Raw genomic sequence first — 18,703 nt, 5'->3', positions numbered from 1 at the left:
TTAGGTGCAACAGAGTCAGCATTTTAATAATATGGTGTAAGCAGGTTTAGCCAGAATCAGACAAACGAAAACCCAGCCCTTTTGAGGCTGGGTTTTATACTTTTCTTAGCTTGAATGGACTGATCATCAGCAGGCTGAGGAACAGCATAATGAATAAGAATGTCTGCGGGGGAATATGGGGGATGGCCAGAAAACTCAGCGTTGCCAGCACTCCTGCTGCGGTGATCGGCAATCCTGTGAAGTAGCCGTTATTCTCGGTAATATTGAATCTAGCCAGTCGGAATGCGCCGCAGCCTATATAAAAAACAATGAAAAACGCACCGGGAGCGCCAAACTCGGACAAAATTCCCTGATAGATTAATAGTGCAGGAGCCACACCGAATGATATAATATCACTCATGGAATCCAATTGCTTTCCAAGTTCAGATTCAATATTAAGCTTTCTGGCAACCATTCCGTCAAACCGGTCTGCCAGGGCAGCGATGAAAATCAATAAAAGGCTTAAGTTTAAATTGCCTTCCATGCCAACGATGATTGCAAATCCACCTAACGAAAGATTGGCCAGTGTCAGCACGTTTGCAGTCTGAGATTTTACTTTTTTGACAGTTGAGTCTAGTACATCGTGAAGAAACATATAATTCACTCCTCTTACTGGAAGACAGTTTCTGCATCGTTCTGCTTTCCGAAAGTATTCGGACACAATTTCAAATTTGCATCGAACCTTTTGAGCAGATTCATTCATAATCGTTTCAAAAAGATAAGAGCCTTATTGAAAAGGGAACTAGCACATTGGGTTATTATATAATAATATATAATTCTAAGCTGATTATGCTCTTTCGTAAAGATTTCTTTTTGGTATTTCCCGGAATTTTTAATCAATTACATTCATCAAAAAAAACAAAGCTAAGTCCCAATAATTTAATCGGAGGTATGTTCATTGCTCCAGTCTATATATCGCCTGCTTATAGAATTGACAAATGGGAAATGGACTTCGGCCATTTTGCATAAATTCGCAAAATCTAAAAACAGCAAAGTCATTATCCCTTCGTTTGCCAAAACTTATAACATCAATCAGGACGAAATGGAAAAATCGATAGAAGAGTACGAGAGCCTGCATCAATTTTTCATCAGGAACCTGAAAGAAGGATCAAGAATAGTAGATGAAGAGCCTTTGTCTGTTGTAAGTCCTGTAGACTCAGTGATTGAAGATATAGGTGAAATTGAGGCTGACAAAACGATTAACGTAAAGGGGAAAGTGTATTCGATTTCCGAGATGCTTGGTAATGATGAAGCGATGGCAAGGTATGAACAAGGCACGTATATGATATTTTACTTGAGCCCAAGCCATTACCACCAAATTCACAGCCCTGTTGCAGGCAATGTAGTAAATCAGTGGACCTTGGGAAGGAAGTCGTATCCTGTTAACAAGATGGGGTTGAAATACGGAAATTATCCATTGTCCAAGAACTTCCGTAAAATAACTGAAATCAGGCATGATTCAGGCATGATGGCAGTTATAAAGGTTGGCGCCATGTTCGTCAACTCGATTGAAACCACCCACGCCGGAACGAGCCTCGAAAAAGGCGAGCAAATGGCGTATTTTACCTTCGGCTCGACTGTTGTGCTTCTATTTGAAAAGGGGACAGTGAATCTACTGCCGAACATCACAGCGCCATATCCTATTAAATATGGCGAGAGAATCGGTACCAGGAATGGACAAGGATGACCAGCGAGGCACAGGTTTAATCTGTGTCTTTCGTTTTTGTTTTGTATTTATGCCACACAAAGCAAAAAAAAGAGCCCTTTTGGGGCTGTCAGGAAGAGACTTTGATTCGGTTAGATAATGACCGCCGGTGGATTTCCGTTTCAATCAAACGAATAAACTCATAGCTAAGGTTCAGTTCTCTTGCCTTGAAATAGGATTCGATCAACAGCTCGTCCGATAGCTTGCGCATTTCAGTCATTCACCCCCAAAAGGATCTTCTAAATCAGATTTTAACTGCATATAATTGTAAGTTGTTTCGTTTCTACCCTTACTCTAGCAGATTGAAACTTGCAGAACAACCGTTCTGATTATCCACAATTAGCAGTGGATAACCTGTGATTAAATTGTTTATAAATGGGAAATTTGTAAGAGAATCAATGTGTATATTGTGCATAAGGTTATCCACAGGATTGGAAATCGCTGGATTTTGTCGAAAAGTTTTTTGTAATACTTCGAAAATTTAACGCTTATAGCAGAAAATCGGTTGTTTTTGTCAATTTTAATCAGCAGACAGCTGTTAATTCGGGGAGATCTGTATGTTTGTTTTGAATACGAGGATAAAATTGGGTATGATGTTAACGGTATGATAGGAATTTAATTAATGAGGTGTTATAAAATTGCTAAAGCATTTTTTGCCTGACCAGCATGTGAAAAATATATTTGAAATCGAGCCGGATAGCCTGAAGGAAAAAGGCGTCAAGGGAATCATAACGGATTTGGACAATACCCTCGTAGAATGGGATCGGCCGACTGCGACCCCGAAGCTGATCGAGTGGTTTGATAATATGAGAAGAAATGAAATACTCATAACGATTGTTTCAAATAATAATGAGAAAAGAGTCAAGGCATTCTCTGATCCGCTTCAAATCCCTTTTATATTTCAAGCGAGGAAGCCAATGACCAAGGCGTTCAATAAAGCTTTGAAGCAGATGGGCTTGCGTAAAGAAGAAACAGTCGTGATTGGCGACCAGCTGCTGACAGATGTCCTTGGCGGCAATAGAAGCGGATTCCACACGATTCTCGTTGTACCGGTTGCCCAGACAGATGGGTTTGTGACCCGATTCAACAGGAAAGTGGAAAGAAGGATTTTAAATTGGTTCAAGAAGAAAGGAAAGCTGAATTGGGAGGACTAGATTTGAGTGAACAATTAATCTGTACAGGCTGTGGTGTGAAAATCCAAACTGAAAATCCTGAAGAACTGGGGTATGCCCCTGCTTCTTCCTTGGAAAAAGAGGCTATCGTCTGCCAGAGATGTTTCCGCCTTAAAAACTATAACGAAATCCAGGATGTAAGTCTCACCGATGATGACTTCTTGAAAATATTGAATGAACTAGGGAGCAGGGATGCCCTGATTGTAAAAATCGTCGATATTTTCGACTTTAACGGCAGCTGGCTTCCCGGGATCCAGAGATTCGCTGGAAAGAATCCGGTATTATTGATTGGCAACAAGGCTGATCTTGTGCCTAAATCGGTCAAGCAGCGCAAGCTGATTGACTGGATGAAGAAAGAATCCCGGGAACTTGGGCTCAATCCGATCGATGTCTTTCTTGTAAGTGCGGCAAAAGGGTATAACATCAGAGAAGCTGCGGCGGCAATAGATGAATACCGGAATGGCAAGGATGTTTATATTGTTGGCTGCACAAATGTAGGGAAATCTACTTTTATTAATCGAATCATTAAGGAAGTGACAGGCGAAGGAGACATCATCACCACTTCACATTTTCCGGGAACAACCCTTGATATGATCGAAATCCCGCTAGAGGACGGCAAAGCGATCGTCGATACTCCGGGAATCATCAACCATCACCAGATGGCTCATTATGTGGATAAGCGTGATTTGAAGTACATTACGCCTAAAAAAGAGATCAAGCCAAAGGTTTACCAGCTGAACGAACAGCAGACATTATTTTTCGGCGGCCTGGCACGGTTCGATTATCTGGCAGGAGGCAGAAGGTCTTTTTCCTGCTATGTACCGAATGAAATCAATATCCATCGTACAAAGCTGGAAAATGCGGATGAGCTGTATAAGAACCATGCGGGTGAATTGCTGACCCCGCCTCGGCCTGAGCAAATGGATGAATTCCCTGAACTTGTCCGACATGAGTTCACGATTAAGGAAGCCAAAACAGATGTCGTTTTTTCAGGGCTTGGCTGGGTGACAGTCAATGATGCGGGCGCAAAAATTGCAGCATATGTTCCGAAAGGGGTTCATGTGATGCTGAGAAGGTCTCTGATTTAAACTCTTCGAGATCCAAAAACTATGAGGAAAGGCGGGAGAAGCATGAAAAAATTGTTCGGCGTCATCGGTGATCCAATTGGCCATTCCATGTCTCCTGCCATGCATAATGATCTCTTTGATTTTTATGGAATCGATGCAGTCTATCTTCCCTTTCATGTCACCAAGGAAAATCTTGAGGCAGCAGTAAAAGGGTTCAAAGCATTGGGTGTTAGTGGCTTCAATGTGACAATCCCGCATAAAACTGATATCATGGCCTATCTCGATCAAATCGATCCTTTGGCAGAAGCGATCGGAGCCGTCAATACGGTCAAAAATGAACATGGCATTTTAACAGGCTACAATACAGATGGACCCGGCTTCGTCAAAGGACTTGAATCAATGGATGCTGATCCTGGTTCAAGGTCAGCTTTGATTATTGGAGCAGGTGGTGCTTCAAGAGCGATTTACTTCTCAATGGCCCAGGCAGGAATTCAGCGGATTGACCTGTATAACCGGACAGCCGGGAAGGCTGAGGAATTAGTCAGCTCCTGTCCCTTCAAGGTCCGTTCAAAGGTCCTTGACAGAAAAACAGCTGAAAAGTCACTGCATGAATATCAGTTGATCATCCAGACCACTTCCATTGGAATGTCACCTGACCTAGAAGGTTTGCCGCTTTCACCTGAGAATATTTCCAGGGATGCAATCGTCAGTGATATCATATATAATCCTCTGCAAACAAAATTTTTGGAGGAAGCGTCTAAAAAAGGAGCCGAAATCCAGAATGGCGTCGGGATGTTCGTTTTGCAGGGGGCACTTGCTTTCGAAAAATGGACCGGGATTTTTCCGGACACCGAGAGAATGAGAGCCAATGTTTTAAGAAATTTAGGAGGTTAACACATGTTAACAGGTAAGCAAAAACGTTTTTTAAGGTCAAAAGCCCATCATCTGACTCCGATTTTTCAAGTCGGCAAAGGTGGGGTAAATGAAAATATGATCAAGCAAATCGCGGATGTGCTTGAAGCAAGAGAGTTAATCAAGGTAAGCATCCTCCAGAACTGTGATGAGGACAGGGATACTGTTGGAGAGCAGCTTTCACGCGGAGCAAAAGCGGAGCTTGTCCAGGTCATCGGGAATACAATTGTTTTGTATAAAGAATCACGCGAGAATAAGCAAATCGTTCTTCCAAGATAAACAACTGGGAGGTGCCTGTTTGATGAAGGTTGGCATATTGGGCGGAACCTTCAATCCGCCGCACACCGGACATTTGGTCATTGCGAATGAAGTACTGCATGCTTATGGGCTGGATGAAGTTTGGTTCATGCCCAATCAGGTTCCGCCGCATAAAACAGTCAACATGCCTATCAGCAATTCAGACAGGCTTGAAATGCTCGAGCTTGCTATTGCCGACAACCAGAAATTCCGGGTGGAAAAAGCAGAACTCGAGAGAAGTGGTCCTTCTTACACGTATGAAACGATGAAAATATTAAAAGCTAAGAATAAAGAAATTGATTTTTATTTCATTATTGGCGGCGACATGGTTGAGTACTTGCCAAAATGGCATAAAATAGATGAGCTGCTGGAGATGGTGAAGTTCGTGGGGGTCAGCAGGCCGTCGTACACGACGGAAACGGAATATGATATTCTGTATGCAGAAACGCCACAGATGGACATCTCTTCTAGCATGATCAGAGAGAGAGTAAGGGACGGTATAAGCATTCGCTATCTGCTGCCCGAATCTGTCAGGCTTTATATAGAGGAGAATGGTTTATATGGATCGTGAACAAGCACTTGAGATTGTGAAGCCGCAGCTGACTGAACATCGATATGTGCATACTATTGGAGTGATGGAGACTGCCATCAGGCTGGCAGAAAAATACGGCGCAGACTGGAAAAAAGCAGAACTGGCCGCCATTTTCCATGATTATGCCAAATTCAGGCCAAAAGAGGAAATGAGGCAGATTATCGTTGACCAAAAAATGCCGGCCATCCTGCTTGAGTTCAACAGTGAGCTTTGGCATGCCCCTGTAGGAGCCTTTCTTGCCGAAAAAGAAGCAGGCATAAAAGACGGGGAAATCCTTGATGCCATCCGATTCCATACGTCAGGCAGGGTAGGCATGACCCTCCTTGATAAAATCATTTATCTGGCTGATTATATTGAGCCGGGCCGGCATTTTCCCGGGGTCGGTGAGGTAAGGGATTTGGCAGAGAAAGATTTGGACATTGCGCTGATCCAGTCAATGAAAAATACCATCCTATTTTTGATGAAAAAAAACCAGCAGGTTTTTCCAGATACATTTAACGCATATAACAGCATTGTAAAAAACTCAGGAGGGTGATTGAATGAACGATCGACAACTATTGATGACAGCTGTAAAAGCAGCAGACGATAAAAGGGCAGAAGATATTATGGTATTGAATATGAAAGGCATCTCGCTGATTGCCGACTATTTCATTATCTGCCATGGTAACTCGGACAAACAAGTGCAGGCAATTGCACGTGAAATCAGGGAAAAAGCAGAAGAACAGGGATATGGTCTGAAAAGGATGGAAGGGTTCGATGAAGCAAGATGGGTCCTGATTGATATTGGCGATGTGGTTGTCCATGTCTTCCATAAAGAAGAAAGAAGCTACTATAATTTGGAACGTCTCTGGGGAGACGCACCAATCGAGAATGTTCAAAGTGAGCTGAATTAAGTGTCCTACGAAAGATTCGCTTATTTGTATGATGAGCTCATGCAGGACGTTCCCTATGATGAATGGGTCAAAATCGTCGAAGCGTACAAAGAGAAATATCAAGTGAATGGAATGAAGCTTCTCGACCTCGCATGCGGCACCGGGGAGCTTTCTGTCAGATTTGCGCAAAAAGGCTATGATGTTACTGGCGCGGACCTGTCTGGCGATATGCTTTCGGTAGCCCAGATGAAGGCCCAGGCACAATCTATGCCTATCCAATTCTTCCAGCAGGACATGACAGAACTAGAGGAATTAGGTGAGTTTGATATCATCGGCATCTTTTGCGATTCCCTGAATTATTTGAAGGATGAACATGCAGTAAAGAAGACCTTTGAAGGCGTATACCGTCTTTTGAAAAAGGGCGGCTTGTTCATTTTTGATGTCCATTCCGTTTATAAGATGCGCGATATTTTTGCGGATGCTACATTCACATGGGATGACGAAGAGATCACCTATATCTGGAACAGCTTCAAGGGAGACGACCCGCATAGCGTTGAACATGAACTGACTTTTTTTGTACTCGATGAAAGAACCGGAAAATATGATCGTGTTGATGAAGTGCATTACCAGCGTACATATCCGGAAGCAATATATGTAGAATTGCTGAAGCAGGCAGGCTTTGAGAATATCGAAATCACCGGTGATTATTCACTTAAGGCTCCTGACTCAACAACTGAGCGATTATTTTTTGCTATGATCAAGTCATAATAGGATTTATATTCATTAGAAAAGCTCCCGATTCACACGGGAGCTTTTTTGTACCATTTCTGTCACAATTTTAAGGAAGGATTTTCGGGTTAAATGGAGAAAACTTTTAAGGACCGAATTGTTCCTTAATGCTTTCTAATTCTGTTGCGTATTTTTTATGTGTTGCCTGGAACAGCTTTTCAAACATATCTCCTGTTTCACGATCCAGTACCTTAATTCCTTCTCCAGTTATTCCGCCTTTCACGCAAACCTTTTCCTGCAAAGTCTGTAATGTATAATGATTTTGACTCAATAGTTCCCCTAAACCAATTAACATTTCGCTTGCTAGTTTGGTGGCGGTTTCCTGATCAATCTCCGTTTCTTTGACAGCACCATTGATAAAGCTCTGGACAAGGTGACTGAAGAAAGCTGGACCGCAGCTGACAATATCTGATGCTACTCTTGTAATGTTCTCCTCTATTACCAGCGGGACAGATACCTTTTTAAAAAGAGTAAACATAGCTTCCCGCCATTCCGTTGTGCATCGGGTGCCAAACGAGAAAAGCGATACCCCGGCAAGTGCTCTGCTTGTAATGCTTGGAATGATCCTCATGACTGAACAATCCACTTTGCTTTCAATTTGTTCCACACTGATTGGGCTTGTAATGGAGATTACACATTTATTCTTCGTAAGCACAGGATTGATGGTTTCAAGGACTCCCAATACATTATGAGGCTTCACGCATACGAAAATGGCATCGGCTTTTTCAGCTACTTCTATCGCATTCTTTCCAATGGCTAAGCCTGGATATATTTTTTGAGTCTCTAAAGCTTTTGATAAGGTCCTATTCGTAATCATCATTGAAGAAGGGGAAACGGCATTCCCATCAATGAGAGCTTCGGCGAGAATTCTCCCCATATTCCCTGTGCCTATTATCCCTATTTTCATAACCCTTCCCTCCTTCGTACATTTATTCTCCTATATCCATATGATTTTAATTTTTATTTTATGCCAATGAAGAAAGGTGTTGATGCTGCTTGGAATGGATCAAGGAAAACAAAATCTTTGTAATTGCAGGAATTGCGGCTTTGTTATTTTTTCTTTATTCATCATTCGATGAAGGGGATGAACTCACCGAGGAAAATGCCGTGGCGATGGTTACAGAACTGGAACCTGAGAAAGAGGCGGAAGTCGAGGAAAAAGAAATCATCATGATGGCAGAGATAAAAGGAGCTGTTGTTCATCCCGGTGTATATGAGGTAAAAGAGGGAGGGAGGGTGATCGACCTGATTGAGGTGGCTGGAGGGCTTGAAAAAGAGGCTGACGCGGCCGCGATTAATTTTGCCATGTATGTCCAGGATGAAATGTCAATTTATGTGCCGCGCATCGGAGAAGAAGTTCCTTCATCTTTGCCGGTACAGAATGAGGGTGAGGCGGCAAAGGGAAAGCTGGATTTAAATACTGCCCAATCAGCCGACCTCCAGACCTTGCCAGGAATCGGTCCGGCCAAGGCTGAAGCAATCATTGAGTACCGCGAAACGAACGGGCCGTTTAAAGCAATCGAGGATTTAAAAGAAATCAGCGGGATTGGGGAAAAAACTTTTGAAAAGTTAAAGGACTTGATTTCGGTTAAATAGCTGCCGTTGAAATTGAACTCTTTCAGCCAAAGACTTAAAATGGAGGATATAAAAAGGTTATAATAAATTATATTGAGTGTTTTTAAGGGGGATTACAGCATGGAACGAAAGAGTTGGGATGATTATTTTTTGGATATCGCCGAAGAAGTAGGCACGCGTTCTACCTGCCCAAGGCTGCATGTCGGGTGTGTCATTGTCAAGGACAAGCATATCGTTTCGACCGGATACAATGGATCAATCCACGGTCATGACCATTGTGAGGATGCCGGCTGCCTGATTAATGAGCAGGGTCGCTGCATCAGGACTTTGCACGCGGAGGAAAATGCGGTCCTCCATGCGGATAGAGGACTATTAAAAGGAGCAACGGCGTTCGTCACCCATGAGCCATGCGAAAAGTGCTCCAAGACCCTTGCACAATCAGGAATTGCCCGTATTGTTTATAAATCTGCGTATCCTAACAAATACAATGATCTCTTTTTAAGGGATGTAGAGGTTGTACATTTGCCATAATAAATCTAAAGGATTAATGACATGAAGTTTATACGGATTGCACCCATCAGGGGACAGTTGCTTTACTTTGCCGCTGTCTCACTGCTGGGCTTGCTGACAATTAAACAGAATCCACTTCTGTACGGGGCGTTGTTTTTGCTCACCCTCTTCTTTCTAAAAGAATTTAAGAAACTCCATGCATCACTCCTGGTGCTTATGAGTGCCTGTTATGCTGTATTTATGGCTGCCGGGTACTTTGATGATTTTGAAACAGTGTATACGGGCAGCGAAAAGAACTTCCTTGTTTTATTTGATGATGAAATCAAGGTGGATGGTGATTTGCTTTATGCCTATAGCAGATCACTGCCGGCCGATGAAAAACTTATCATCAAATACAGAATCAAAACCATTGCTGAAAAAGAAATCATCCAGAATCTCCTCAATCCGGGAACAGCCTGTTCAGCCTCCGGAATCCTCTCAAGCCCGCCGCCTGCCACAAATCCAAATGCTTTTGACTACAAAAAATTCCTTGAACGAGACAAAATATCATGGATTCTTGAAGCCGACCAGCTATCTTTGGCTACCTGCCATAAAAAGTCGCAAAGTATCTTGACAATGCTTAAAGGCTTCAGGCAAAAAGAAGTGCTGAGAATCAATCAGATTTTCCCTGACGAGACCTCAGCGCTTGCGGCAGCACTGATTTTTGGCGAAAGAGATTTCTTTAATCCCGAAACAGAACGATCCTACCAGAAAATAGGCATTGTTCATTTATTGGCGATTTCAGGACTGCATGTAGGCCTGCTTACTGGAATGCTCTACTTCATTAGTATCCGGCTTGGGGTGACGAAGGAAAAAACGGAGATGCTGCTGATGGCCTTCCTGCCGTTGTATACGGTCATGACTGGACTCGCACCACCGGTCATCCGGGCTTCCGCTATGCTTCTTCTATTGATTGGTTCAAAGCGCTATTCGGTCAAGATGAATCCGCTAGATGCCATTTCAGCTGCATTTATGATCATGGCGTTATTACAGCCAGGCATCATTTATGACACAGGTTTTCAGCTCTCTTATAGTGTCAGTTTCTCATTGATCCTTTCGGCGCCGGTTATCATGAAAACCTTCACATCACTTGCCGGGCAAACTGCTGCAGCTTCTTTTATCGCCCAAACCTCCAGTCTCCCGATCATCATTTCGTCCTTCCATGAAGTCTCTGTCATATCCATGCTCGCCAATCTTCTTTTTGTCCCTCTTTTCTCATTTGGATTGCTTCCAATTTTGCTGTTAACCTATATTTCCATCTTTTGGGCTTCACCGCCTTCGTTTTATTTAATCCTTCTGGAAACGCTGATACACAATGTTAACCTTTTTGCAGCGAGCCTTGCTGAGCTTCGGATATCGACCCTCGTGATTGGTAAGCTGGAGCCGATCCTCCTGATATTGCATATCCTTTTGATTCCGATTTTCTTTTATATGTGGGAAGGATTTTTAATAAGGAAGGCCAAACTGCCATTATGGATTTTTGCGCTTCCTCTCATTCCTCTTTTCATGCAGATTTTATGGCCCTATATGAGCCCATATGGAAAAATCGTATTTCTGGATGTTGGCCAGGGCGACAGCATTTTCATCAGGCTTCCGCATAACCAGGGGAATTATCTTATTGATACTGGCGGTGTCATCCCTTTTGCAAAGGAAGATTGGCAGCAGGGAAGGAGCCAGTATGATCCAGGCAAAAAAATCGTCGTCCCATTTTTGAAAAGCGAAGGAATCAGAAGCCTGGATAAATTGATTTTGACACACGGGGATGCCGACCATATTGGAGGGGCCAGGGCGCTGTTCGAAGAGCTGAAGGTCAAACAGCTGATTCTCCCGCGTGTCCCTGATCGATCGGACTTGGAAAACAGGATAATTGATGTTGCACACAAGGAGGGAACAGAAATCCAAGAAGCTGAGATGGGCACAACGTGGAGTTCCGGTGGAGGGGAATTCCTGATAATCAATCCAATTCGATCTCCAGCAGACCGTAATGACGGGTCAATTGTATTGCTCGCTGATCTTGGCGGGAAAAAGTGGCTTTTCACTGGAGATCTTGGTTTGGAAGGGGAAAGGCTAATGGAGCAGACCATTAAGGGACTTGATATCGATGTGTTAAAGGTTGGCCATCACGGCAGCAAATATTCCAGTTCGGAAAGCTTTCTGGAATGGACAAAGCCGGAATACGCGATCATTTCTGTCGGGAAAAAGAACAGGTATGGCCATCCAGGGAAGGAAGTGCTTGAAAGGTTGAAGGAAGCTGGGGCGGTTATTTACAGGACAGATGAAGGTGGTGCCATCACTTACAAGTTCAAAGGCAATTCAGGAACCTTTGGCATGCAATTGCCATAGTATAGAACAAAGAGCAAATACGTCTCTCCCCTTATAATCACATGAAAACGAAAAGAGACTGCATCTAAAAATGCAGTCTCCACAACTTTATCCTATGTAGCCGTGATTAACTCCCGATTAACTGCACGACTGTCGCAATAATGAACATTGTTGCAAAGAATCCAAAAGAAACGATGAATCCAACACCTGAGTCAACAGCGTCATTGCGATTGCTTTGGACATTCTCTTCGAATTGATTCACAGTCAATCCCCCCTATTAATTCTATAATAGTATAAGCGATTCAATTTAAAAAATCCAGTCTTCTCTTTACAGCTTATTTACCCAATGTACCAAGAGTTGACACAAATACTTTTCCCGGTTGGGGCTAAAATAATCTTAACTTCGATGCACCGCTGCCATATAAGTATCCTAGGCCTTATACAGCAGCGTTCAATATAGATAGGGGAATTGGCCGAGATAGTCGGAGGCCAATTCCCTTAGAATGCTTGTCAAAATGTCCAAGCTTCTTTACGATAGACATATGGGAAAACTGGAACTGAACGGAGCGGAAAAAAGTGGTATTGGACATTTGGAAAAAGATAAGCAAAAAACAGGTGGATTCTGTTTATTTATTGTATGGGACAGAAGCATTCCTAATAAATGAAACAAAACAGCTGCTGGTCGACAATGTTTTGGATGAAGAAGAAAAAGATTTCAATTTTTCGGTATACGATCTTGAGGAAACTCCCATCGAGGCAGCATTGGAAGACGCTGAAACCTTCCCGTTCATGGGAGAAAAGCGATTGGTCATCCTTCAGAATCCCATGTTTTTGACATCTGAAAAGTCAAAAGGAAAGATTGAACATAATCTCGCCAAACTGGAGGATTACCTTTCACAGCCTGCTCCCTACTCCATCGTCGTATTTTCTGCGCCATACGAAAAACTGGATGAACGCAAAAAAATAACCAAGGAGTTAAAGCGGAAAGCAACAGTAGTAGAAGCCAAAAAGCTGAATGAGCAGGAAATTAAATCCTGGGTAAAAGAGCGCGCTGAAATGCATGGGTCCGTCATAGAAAATGATGCGATTGAGCTATTGCTCGCACTTGCAGGGACGAACTTATTCATGCTCACTTCTGAAATTGATAAACTGGCTCTTTATGCGGGCGATAACCAGCCGATCACCAAGGACATTGTGGACCGTCTGACTGCAAGGTCTTTGGAACAAAATATTTTCACTCTGGTCGACAAGGTTGTCCACCGGAATGTAGAGGCTGCCTTGAGGATTTATTACGATCTTTTGAAGCAAAATGAGGAACCAATTAAAATCCTTGCGGTCATCACTGGCCAATTCAGGCTGATTTACCAGGTAAAGGAGCTTGCACGGAAAGGATATGGCCAACAGCAGATAGCCGGGACGCTGAAAATCCATCCTTTCAGGGTAAAACTTGCTGCAGGACAAGCAGGGGCATTTTCGGATGAAGAATTGACAAGGATCATGAAGCTTCTGGCAGACGCAGACTATCAAATGAAAACAGGCGGCATGAAAAAAGAAATGCTGATTGAAATGATCCTGTTCCAGATCAAAGGCAGGTAACTTACATAGAATGCAAAATAAAAAAACGACCCTGACAGGTCGTTTTTTTATTAGCAGTATGAAAAAAATTAGCCGTTAGCGTTCAATTTTTTCATAAGACGGGCTTTTTTGCGGGCAGCTGCATTTTTGTGGATAAGACCTTTAGCTGCTGCTTTATCAAGCTTGCTTGCTGCTTGAGCGTAAGAAGCTTTTGCTTCAGTATCGTTGTTCACGATTGCTGCTTCAGCTTTTTTAACTGCTGTACGCATAGTTGATTTAACAGTAATGTTGTGAGCTCTGCTCTCTTCACTTGTTTTTACACGTTTAATTGCAGACTTAATGTTTGGCATTCCGTTCACCTCCTAAAAAGCATCGAGATTTTATGGAACTCGACATTTCCAGTACATTTCTTATTTATTAAGAACAAATGATATTTTATCAAACAGGGGTGAATAATGCAATACTCTGCTTTAATTTATGTCCAGAGCTGCGTGAATGTTTTTTGATATAAAAGGAAAAGATAGGCAATAGTATGCTGTTTAGCAGCCAAACTGTTTGGGAGGAATGCGACCATGAAGGAACCAATCGACTTGAGCATGTATTCAATCAGGACTGACCTGGCTGTGGAAGCGAGGGAGATGGTGCTTGCAGACCAGGCATCAACCGTCCATACCGAGGAGAATCTCTCTCAAATTGAAGGCGTCATTATAAAAGAAAAAGAGGAAAATGATATAAAGATTTCTCTCGTTGAGGTAACCGCCGAGGGTGAGAAGAGCCTCGGTAAAAAGCAGGGGCAGTATTTGACAATCGAAGTTGTCGGCATCCGCCAGCAGGATACCGAGCTGCAAGGGAAAGTAGAGAAAGTCTTCGCCAATGAATTTGCCCAGTTTATCAAACAATCCGGGATTAAGGAGGATGCATCCTGCCTTGTTGTTGGGTTGGGGAACTGGAATGTGACCCCCGATGCTCTCGGACCGCTCGTTTGTGAAAATTTGCTTGTGACCAAGCATCTATTCGAACTGCAGCCTGAGTCTGTCGAGAAGGGGTACCGCTCTGTCAGTGCGCTTTCTCCTGGTGTGATGGGATTAACGGGAATCGAAACATCGGACATTATTTTTGGCGTAGTCGAAAAGACGAAGCCGGACTTTGTGATTGCAATCGATGCGCTTGCGTCACGCTCTATTGAAAGAGTCAATTCAACAATCCAGATATCCGATACGGGAATCCATCCCGGCTCTGGAGTAGGGAATAAAAGGAAGGAACTCAGCAAAGAGACGCTCGGGATCCCGGTAATTGCGATCGGCGTTCCGACAGTCGTCGATGCTGTTTCGATTACAAGTGACACAATTGATTTTATCCTGAAGCATTTCGGAAAGGAAATGAGGGAAGGAAACAAGCCTTCGAGATCACTTGTGCCTGCGGGGATGAGTTTTGGGAAGAGAAGGAAGCTGACGGACGAAGACTTGCCTGAGGCAGAACAACGTCAGACATTCATGGGAATGATCGGCACACTTGAGGATGAAGAAAAAAGGAAGCTGATTTATGAGGTTCTTTCACCATTGGGCCACAACCTGATGGTCACTCCAAAAGAAGTGGATGTTTTCATCGATGATATGGCGAATTTGATTGCCAGCGGACTCAATTCTGCGCTGCATTCGAACATCGACCAGGATAACACTGGTATGTATACACATTAGGTTATATTTCAAAATGATTACGATTGGAATCCTGGTTCTATCTTCTCTAGCAAAGTCATAACATTTACTAGACTTGCATGAGAGAGGTGGAGCAATGAGACTTAATAAACGTTCGGGAATAATTGTAGCTGTCCAGGGGACTCAAGTTGTAAAAGCCGCACTAGCATTTGTATTCTTTCTCATTGGGATTTTTTCGATAAGCGGGGCCATGACGACGCTGAGGCCGGAGCTTAGGCTTTCCTCCGATTCTGTCAATCAGGCTGCAACTAACCTGAACGGCCAGCTGCTGTTCAGCTTGATGGGGTGGGAAAATCATCAGTTCCTGCAGGCGCTGCCAGAGGAATATGAAGCTCCAAAGCTGACCAATGTCATTTTCAAGCTTACTACCAATATCAATCTGGATGATCCCAGAAGCATGCTGGGAAGGGAACTGCCTGGTTTCTCGCTTTTTGATGGGAAAATTCTGGTTGCGGGTAAGGGAACCAATTATACAAACATGCCGATGGAATCTGCTCCTCCGCTAGATGTGTTGAAAGCGGAGCAGGAGGCAGCCTTGCAAAATACCGAGGATCTTCCAGGTGCTTCGGAAGGAAGTACGGCAGCTCCGCCACTGTCAACCGGCGACCGTAAAGCTGTATATATTTATTTTACCCATACAAGAGAATCGTATCTTCCGTACCTTAAGGGTGTAACCGATCCGAATCAGGCATATCATTCACAGGTAAACGTGACCAGGATTGGTGATCATCTGAAATCAGGTCTTGAACAGCGGGGAATCGGAACGACGGTTGATAAAACCGATGTCATGGGAAACCTGAACAAGAAAGGGCTTGGATTTGGAAAAGCCTATCAGGAAGCACGCCCGGTAGTTGAAGCGGCCATGTCAGGAGACCGGAATCTGCAATACTTCATAGATATCCATCGGGATGGTTACCGAAAAGATAAAACAACCATACAAATCAACGGAAAATCCTATGCTAAACTGGCGTTTGTCATTGGCGGGGAAAATGCGAATTATGAGAAAAACCTAGCACTCGCACGCGAACTGCATAATCTCCTTGATAAAAAGTATGGCAAAGGACTCAGCAGGGGCGTCATAGAGAAAAAGGGTGCGTCAACCAACGGGAAATTCAATCAGGACCTTTCAGGGAATGCATTATTGATCGAATTCGGCGGTGTCGATAATACATTCGAGGAATTAAATAGGTCCGCGGATGCTTTGGCAGATGTATTCAGCGAATTTTACTGGCAGGCCGAAAAAGTAGGAGCGCCAGCCCAACAGCCTCCAGACAAGAAATAAAACCAGTCAGGTGATCGAGATGAAAATGTTCATGCTAAAAAGCTTAATGCTCGCTTCTTTAATGTTCATATCCGTATTGTTCGGCATGCAGCAGGCAAACGAAGGAATCCATAAAATGAAAGGGTATGATGATCCCGAATTCAAAAGTGCCCTCAGTGTAAAAGAAAACGAAAGTGGCAGCTTCGAGACCGCAATCCTGGGCAACGACATTTCCAGCCATGACCTTGAACAAAAGCGAAAAAAGCTAGAAGAAATGAAAGCATTCAACCTCTTTTCATCAATCGGAAAAAAGCTGGCAGACGGAATATCCGTTGTTATGGAAAAAACAGTAGAATTGATTACCGGGAAGTAGCGAGGACAGCGGGCTTGGGGCCTGCTGTTTTTCTTTTGTAAGGCGTGTTTGGGACTGTAAAACTCCATATAATGGAAAAAAAGTATCGTCAATAGACCATATTGGGACTGTGAAACTCCAGATAATGGAAAATAGTATCGTCAATAGACCATATTGGGACTGCTGAACTCCAGATAATGGGAAAAGGTGTCACCAATAGGGTGTATTGGGACTGTGAAACTCCAGATAATGGAAAATGGTGTCATCAATAGATCGCATTGGGACTGCGAAAATCCATATAATGGAAAATGGTGTCACCAATAGACCGCATTGGGACTGCTGAACTCCAAATAATGGGAAAAGGTGTCACCAATAGGGTGTATTGGGACTGTAAAACTCCAGATAATGGAACATAGTATCGTCAATAGACCATATTGGGACTGCGAAAATCCATATAATGGAAAATGGTGTCACCAATAACCGAATTGGGACTGCTGAACTCCAGATAATGGAAAATGGAGTCACCAATAGATCGCATTGGGACTGCTGAATTCCAGGTAATGGGAAATAGTGTCGCTAATAGACCACATTGGGACTGCAAAACTCCAGATAATGGAAAATGGTGTCACCAATAACCGCATTAGGACTGCTGAACTCGAGATAATGGAAAATAGTGTCACCAATAGAGCGCATTGGGACTGCAAAAATCCAGATAATGGAAAATGGTGTCCAATAACCGCATTGGGACTGCCGAACTCCAGATAATGGAAATTTGTGTCACCAATAGACCGTATTGGAACCCCTTTAACTCCAAAAAAAGAACGGAGCATCATTAAAGCTATGGACGCCCTAATACAAAATAATAGTCACCAATGAAAACCATTGGTGACCAAAAATTCATTCATAATATGACCATTGGCCATATCCTGAGACTATTAAATTCTCCTTCAATGTCTGTCTGATGGTTCTCTTGGGAAATAAATCACCAGTCCATTCATAGATTGTATTGGTGGATAACTTTTCAGACGGATATAGAACTTGATAATCCTCAATGCTTTGCACCAGCGCGCTTTTAGTATTCACAGGTTTTCCGCATTTTGGGCATGTTAGTATATGTGAATGATATTCTCCATTCCTGTCCCGCATTTCTGACAAAATACACCCTTTCTTAGCTGTGAATACTCAAAATGAGGCACCTTGCTAAAAGGGGATTTCGTAATATGGGATGCTAATAACTTTTCGGATAATCTTACATGCTGATGGTTCAAAGTAGTCTGCTGGTTATTCAATTGATGGATAAAGCGGTTCAGGTTTGTCGGGAGGATGATTTTCCTGTTAAGCGGGGCATGGTACAAAGTAAATTCGGGATTGACAAATACGAGATACGGCTCAATGGGGATTTTAATTCCGGAACTATTAAAAAATTGTCTTAGGAGTGAAACGTTCCTGTCTAGTTGCAGCAGTGGGTTTTTAACTTCGTTCCCGTTAATGGTTTTGAATGTATCACCTTCGAAATAATACTCTCCTTCAAAATTTTTAACTTCAAATAGGTAGGAAAGTCTCTGTATGATCATCAACGAGTCAATCTGGAAATGAGAATGATTCTGCTCAAGCAGCAAGTCATTTAAAATATATGACTGCATGGTTATTTGTTGCAGGTACCCGTCAAACATCACCTCGCCTTCAAATCCCTTTTGTAAATTTAAATAGTATTGTTTCTCTTTTTCGGATAAAACCATCCGTGTGTTCAATGCCTTCAAAACTTTTAATTCTTCAGACTCATAACGTTCTTTTAAAAACATAATTCATCTCCCTTCTACCATTCATTTTACTTAATAAGTTCCTAATATTCTGTGAACAATATATGGACGCAATCCTGCCGTGATAAGGCACCCTCCACGAGACTCTT

At 42.9% G+C, this 18,703-nt stretch carries 23 protein-coding genes; 16 read left to right on the top strand and 7 right to left on the bottom strand.

Going from position 1 to position 18,703, the window contains the following annotated elements:
• Positions 1 to 94: 94 nt before the first annotated feature.
• Positions 95 to 634 (bottom strand): CDP-diacylglycerol--serine O-phosphatidyltransferase, encoded by a 540-nt coding sequence (pssA, locus tag QNH36_RS17180; RefSeq protein ID WP_283903860.1) that lies wholly within the window; start codon positions 632 to 634, stop codon positions 95 to 97.
• Between the two features lie 303 nt (positions 635 to 937).
• Here pssA and QNH36_RS17175 point away from each other — a divergent pair, with 303 nt between their 5' ends.
• A complete protein-coding gene (locus tag QNH36_RS17175; RefSeq protein ID WP_251540954.1) occupies positions 938 to 1,726 on the top strand; it encodes a phosphatidylserine decarboxylase in 789 nt (262 codons plus the stop codon).
• Positions 1,727 to 1,814: 88 nt separating this feature from the next.
• Here the strand turns inward: QNH36_RS17175 and QNH36_RS17170 are convergent, their stop codons facing one another.
• A complete protein-coding gene (locus tag QNH36_RS17170; protein WP_079510333.1) occupies positions 1,815 to 1,955 on the bottom strand; it encodes a sporulation histidine kinase inhibitor Sda in 141 nt (46 codons plus the stop codon).
• Positions 1,956 to 2,382: 427 nt separating this feature from the next.
• Between QNH36_RS17170 and QNH36_RS17165 the strand changes: the two genes are divergently transcribed.
• From QNH36_RS17165 to QNH36_RS17130, 8 genes are read left to right on the top strand one after another with little or no spacing between them, the layout of a single operon-like run.
• A complete protein-coding gene (locus QNH36_RS17165) occupies positions 2,383 to 2,898 on the top strand; it encodes a YqeG family HAD IIIA-type phosphatase (protein ID WP_251540953.1) in 516 nt (171 codons plus the stop codon).
• A 2-nt stretch (positions 2,899 to 2,900) separates the two neighbouring features.
• Entirely contained in the window at positions 2,901 to 4,004 is a 1,104-nt protein-coding gene (gene yqeH, locus QNH36_RS17160; RefSeq protein WP_144476131.1) for a ribosome biogenesis GTPase YqeH, read from the top strand.
• Positions 4,005 to 4,046: 42 nt separating this feature from the next.
• The gene (aroE, locus tag QNH36_RS17155) at positions 4,047 to 4,877 is read left to right on the top strand and encodes a shikimate dehydrogenase (RefSeq protein WP_144476132.1); all 831 of its coding nucleotides are present in this window, start codon (positions 4,047 to 4,049) and stop codon (positions 4,875 to 4,877) included.
• A gap of 3 nt (positions 4,878 to 4,880) precedes the next feature.
• Complete coding sequence (gene yhbY / locus QNH36_RS17150; protein ID WP_144476133.1) at positions 4,881 to 5,174, top strand: ribosome assembly RNA-binding protein YhbY; 294 nt, start codon at positions 4,881 to 4,883, stop codon at positions 5,172 to 5,174.
• A 19-nt stretch (positions 5,175 to 5,193) separates the two neighbouring features.
• On the top strand, positions 5,194 to 5,763 hold the full coding sequence (locus QNH36_RS17145) for a nicotinate-nucleotide adenylyltransferase (RefSeq protein ID WP_283903859.1): 570 nt from the start codon (positions 5,194 to 5,196) through the stop codon (positions 5,761 to 5,763).
• Positions 5,753 to 6,319 carry a bis(5'-nucleosyl)-tetraphosphatase (symmetrical) YqeK gene (gene yqeK, locus QNH36_RS17140; protein WP_283903858.1) on the top strand — a complete coding sequence of 189 codons (567 nt, stop codon included), beginning with the start codon at positions 5,753 to 5,755 and terminating at the stop codon, positions 6,317 to 6,319. The genes QNH36_RS17145 and yqeK overlap by 11 nt, the downstream gene beginning before the upstream one ends.
• 4 nt (positions 6,320 to 6,323) lie before the next feature.
• Entirely contained in the window at positions 6,324 to 6,677 is a 354-nt protein-coding gene (gene rsfS, locus QNH36_RS17135; RefSeq protein ID WP_144476136.1) for a ribosome silencing factor, read from the top strand.
• Positions 6,678 to 7,424: a class I SAM-dependent DNA methyltransferase gene (locus QNH36_RS17130; protein ID WP_283903857.1), complete on the top strand. Its 747-nt coding sequence runs from the start codon at positions 6,678 to 6,680 to the stop codon at positions 7,422 to 7,424.
• Between the two features lie 106 nt (positions 7,425 to 7,530).
• On the opposite strand, the gene comER is transcribed toward QNH36_RS17130, so the two are convergent.
• Positions 7,531 to 8,352, bottom strand: a complete 822-nt coding sequence (gene comER / locus QNH36_RS17125; protein ID WP_283903856.1) for a late competence protein ComER — start codon at positions 8,350 to 8,352, stop codon at positions 7,531 to 7,533.
• Positions 8,353 to 8,441: 89 nt separating this feature from the next.
• Between comER and QNH36_RS17120 the strand changes: the two genes are divergently transcribed.
• The 3 genes from QNH36_RS17120 (at position 8,442) to QNH36_RS17110 (ending at position 11,912) form a co-directional block, all read left to right on the top strand.
• Positions 8,442 to 9,041, top strand: a complete 600-nt coding sequence (locus QNH36_RS17120; protein WP_260983575.1) for a helix-hairpin-helix domain-containing protein — start codon at positions 8,442 to 8,444, stop codon at positions 9,039 to 9,041.
• Between the two features lie 99 nt (positions 9,042 to 9,140).
• Entirely contained in the window at positions 9,141 to 9,551 is a 411-nt protein-coding gene (locus tag QNH36_RS17115) for a deoxycytidylate deaminase (protein WP_144476139.1), read from the top strand.
• A gap of 21 nt (positions 9,552 to 9,572) precedes the next feature.
• A complete protein-coding gene (locus tag QNH36_RS17110; protein ID WP_283903855.1) occupies positions 9,573 to 11,912 on the top strand; it encodes a DNA internalization-related competence protein ComEC/Rec2 in 2,340 nt (779 codons plus the stop codon).
• 106 nt (positions 11,913 to 12,018) lie between these two features.
• Here QNH36_RS17110 and QNH36_RS17105 read toward each other — a convergent pair whose 3' ends face one another.
• Complete coding sequence (locus QNH36_RS17105) at positions 12,019 to 12,153, bottom strand: YqzM family protein (RefSeq protein ID WP_023627242.1); 135 nt, start codon at positions 12,151 to 12,153, stop codon at positions 12,019 to 12,021.
• A gap of 314 nt (positions 12,154 to 12,467) precedes the next feature.
• On the opposite strand from QNH36_RS17105, the gene holA reads away from it, so the two are divergent.
• Positions 12,468 to 13,487 (top strand): DNA polymerase III subunit delta, encoded by a 1,020-nt coding sequence (gene holA / locus QNH36_RS17100; RefSeq protein WP_251540943.1) that lies wholly within the window; start codon positions 12,468 to 12,470, stop codon positions 13,485 to 13,487.
• Between the two features lie 68 nt (positions 13,488 to 13,555).
• Here the strand turns inward: holA and rpsT are convergent, their stop codons facing one another.
• Entirely contained in the window at positions 13,556 to 13,816 is a 261-nt protein-coding gene (gene rpsT / locus QNH36_RS17095) for a 30S ribosomal protein S20 (RefSeq protein ID WP_144476142.1), read from the bottom strand.
• Positions 13,817 to 14,038: 222 nt separating this feature from the next.
• Between rpsT and gpr the strand changes: the two genes are divergently transcribed.
• From gpr to QNH36_RS17080, 3 genes are all read left to right on the top strand, one after another.
• On the top strand, positions 14,039 to 15,163 hold the full coding sequence (gene gpr / locus QNH36_RS17090; RefSeq protein ID WP_144476143.1) for a GPR endopeptidase: 1,125 nt from the start codon (positions 14,039 to 14,041) through the stop codon (positions 15,161 to 15,163).
• Between the two features lie 94 nt (positions 15,164 to 15,257).
• The gene (gene spoIIP, locus QNH36_RS17085; protein WP_283903854.1) at positions 15,258 to 16,463 is read left to right on the top strand and encodes a stage II sporulation protein P; all 1,206 of its coding nucleotides are present in this window, start codon (positions 15,258 to 15,260) and stop codon (positions 16,461 to 16,463) included.
• A 31-nt stretch (positions 16,464 to 16,494) separates the two neighbouring features.
• A complete protein-coding gene (locus tag QNH36_RS17080; RefSeq protein WP_349654825.1) occupies positions 16,495 to 16,815 on the top strand; it encodes a YqxA family protein in 321 nt (106 codons plus the stop codon).
• An 876-nt stretch (positions 16,816 to 17,691) separates the two neighbouring features.
• On the opposite strand, the gene QNH36_RS17075 is transcribed toward QNH36_RS17080, so the two are convergent.
• Both QNH36_RS17075 and QNH36_RS17070 read right to left on the bottom strand, forming a co-directional pair.
• Entirely contained in the window at positions 17,692 to 17,877 is a 186-nt protein-coding gene (locus QNH36_RS17075; RefSeq protein WP_283903853.1) for a hypothetical protein, read from the bottom strand.
• Between the two features lie 23 nt (positions 17,878 to 17,900).
• Positions 17,901 to 18,596, bottom strand: a complete 696-nt coding sequence (locus QNH36_RS17070) for a nuclease-related domain-containing protein (RefSeq protein WP_283903852.1) — start codon at positions 18,594 to 18,596, stop codon at positions 17,901 to 17,903.
• Positions 18,597 to 18,703: the final 107 nt, after the last annotated feature.

This window comes from Mesobacillus sp. AQ2, assembly GCF_030122805.1.
GTDB classification, from domain to species: Bacteria; Bacillota; Bacilli; order Bacillales; family Cytobacillaceae; genus Mesobacillus; species Mesobacillus oceanisediminis_A.
The sequence above is the reverse complement of the archived record's forward strand: the minus strand, read 5'-3'. Positions and strand labels throughout refer to the sequence as shown.

What these genes read in the sequence shown, in the direction of transcription:
- rpsT (WP_144476142.1), bottom strand. Translation starts at nt 13,816, where the DNA reads ATGCCAAACATTAAGTCTGCAATTAAACGTGTAAAAACAAGTGAAGAG.
- gpr (WP_144476143.1), top strand. Translation starts at nt 14,039, where the DNA reads ATGAAGGAACCAATCGACTTGAGCATGTATTCAATCAGGACTGACCTG.
- yqeK (WP_283903858.1), top strand. Translation starts at nt 5,753, where the DNA reads ATGGATCGTGAACAAGCACTTGAGATTGTGAAGCCGCAGCTGACTGAA.
- rsfS (WP_144476136.1), top strand. Translation starts at nt 6,324, where the DNA reads ATGAACGATCGACAACTATTGATGACAGCTGTAAAAGCAGCAGACGAT.
- spoIIP (WP_283903854.1), top strand. Translation starts at nt 15,258, where the DNA reads ATGAGACTTAATAAACGTTCGGGAATAATTGTAGCTGTCCAGGGGACT.
- QNH36_RS17170 (WP_079510333.1), bottom strand. Translation starts at nt 1,955, where the DNA reads ATGCGCAAGCTATCGGACGAGCTGTTGATCGAATCCTATTTCAAGGCA.
- comER (WP_283903856.1), bottom strand. Translation starts at nt 8,352, where the DNA reads ATGAAAATAGGGATAATAGGCACAGGGAATATGGGGAGAATTCTCGCC.
- QNH36_RS17070 (WP_283903852.1), bottom strand. Translation starts at nt 18,596, where the DNA reads ATGTTTTTAAAAGAACGTTATGAGTCTGAAGAATTAAAAGTTTTGAAG.
- QNH36_RS17115 (WP_144476139.1), top strand. Translation starts at nt 9,141, where the DNA reads ATGGAACGAAAGAGTTGGGATGATTATTTTTTGGATATCGCCGAAGAA.
- pssA (WP_283903860.1), bottom strand. Translation starts at nt 634, where the DNA reads ATGTTTCTTCACGATGTACTAGACTCAACTGTCAAAAAAGTAAAATCT.
- QNH36_RS17110 (WP_283903855.1), top strand. Translation starts at nt 9,573, where the DNA reads ATGAAGTTTATACGGATTGCACCCATCAGGGGACAGTTGCTTTACTTT.
- yhbY (WP_144476133.1), top strand. Translation starts at nt 4,881, where the DNA reads ATGTTAACAGGTAAGCAAAAACGTTTTTTAAGGTCAAAAGCCCATCAT.
- QNH36_RS17080 (WP_349654825.1), top strand. Translation starts at nt 16,495, where the DNA reads ATGCTAAAAAGCTTAATGCTCGCTTCTTTAATGTTCATATCCGTATTG.
- aroE (WP_144476132.1), top strand. Translation starts at nt 4,047, where the DNA reads ATGAAAAAATTGTTCGGCGTCATCGGTGATCCAATTGGCCATTCCATG.